Annotated in this window: 1 protein-coding gene; it reads right to left on the bottom strand. The window is 45.1% G+C overall.

What is annotated here, in order from left to right; all coding sequences use genetic code 11:
- Positions 1-26: 26 nt before the first annotated feature.
- Positions 27-253 (bottom strand): transposase (locus AB4517_RS22465; RefSeq protein WP_372150065.1); only part of this gene is annotated, 227 nt, incomplete at its 5' end.

Below are 253 nucleotides of genomic sequence, written 5' to 3'. Positions count from 1 at the left end.
CAGGGCGGGAGCATACTTTGATGGATTTATAACCCAAAGAAGACTCTAGCCCGATAATCGTCGTTCCATCCCGCTTTTTTCAACTTCACCTTTTGACTTGGCGCACCGCAATCACATTGCTTAAGCATGTTCATTACAAAGCGTCTGAACAACGCTATGTTCTCAACGGCACCATCCAAAGTGATTCGAGAGCTATCCTCTTTAAAAACAACATCTAATACGTAGTGTTGGCTGTGGTGAGTAGACCGCAGGA

It is taken from the genome of Vibrio sp. 10N.222.52.C3 (genome assembly GCF_041474195.1).
GTDB classification, from domain to species: domain Bacteria; phylum Pseudomonadota; class Gammaproteobacteria; order Enterobacterales; family Vibrionaceae; genus Vibrio; species Vibrio crassostreae_C.
This window is presented reverse-complemented; position numbering and strand designations above follow the sequence as displayed.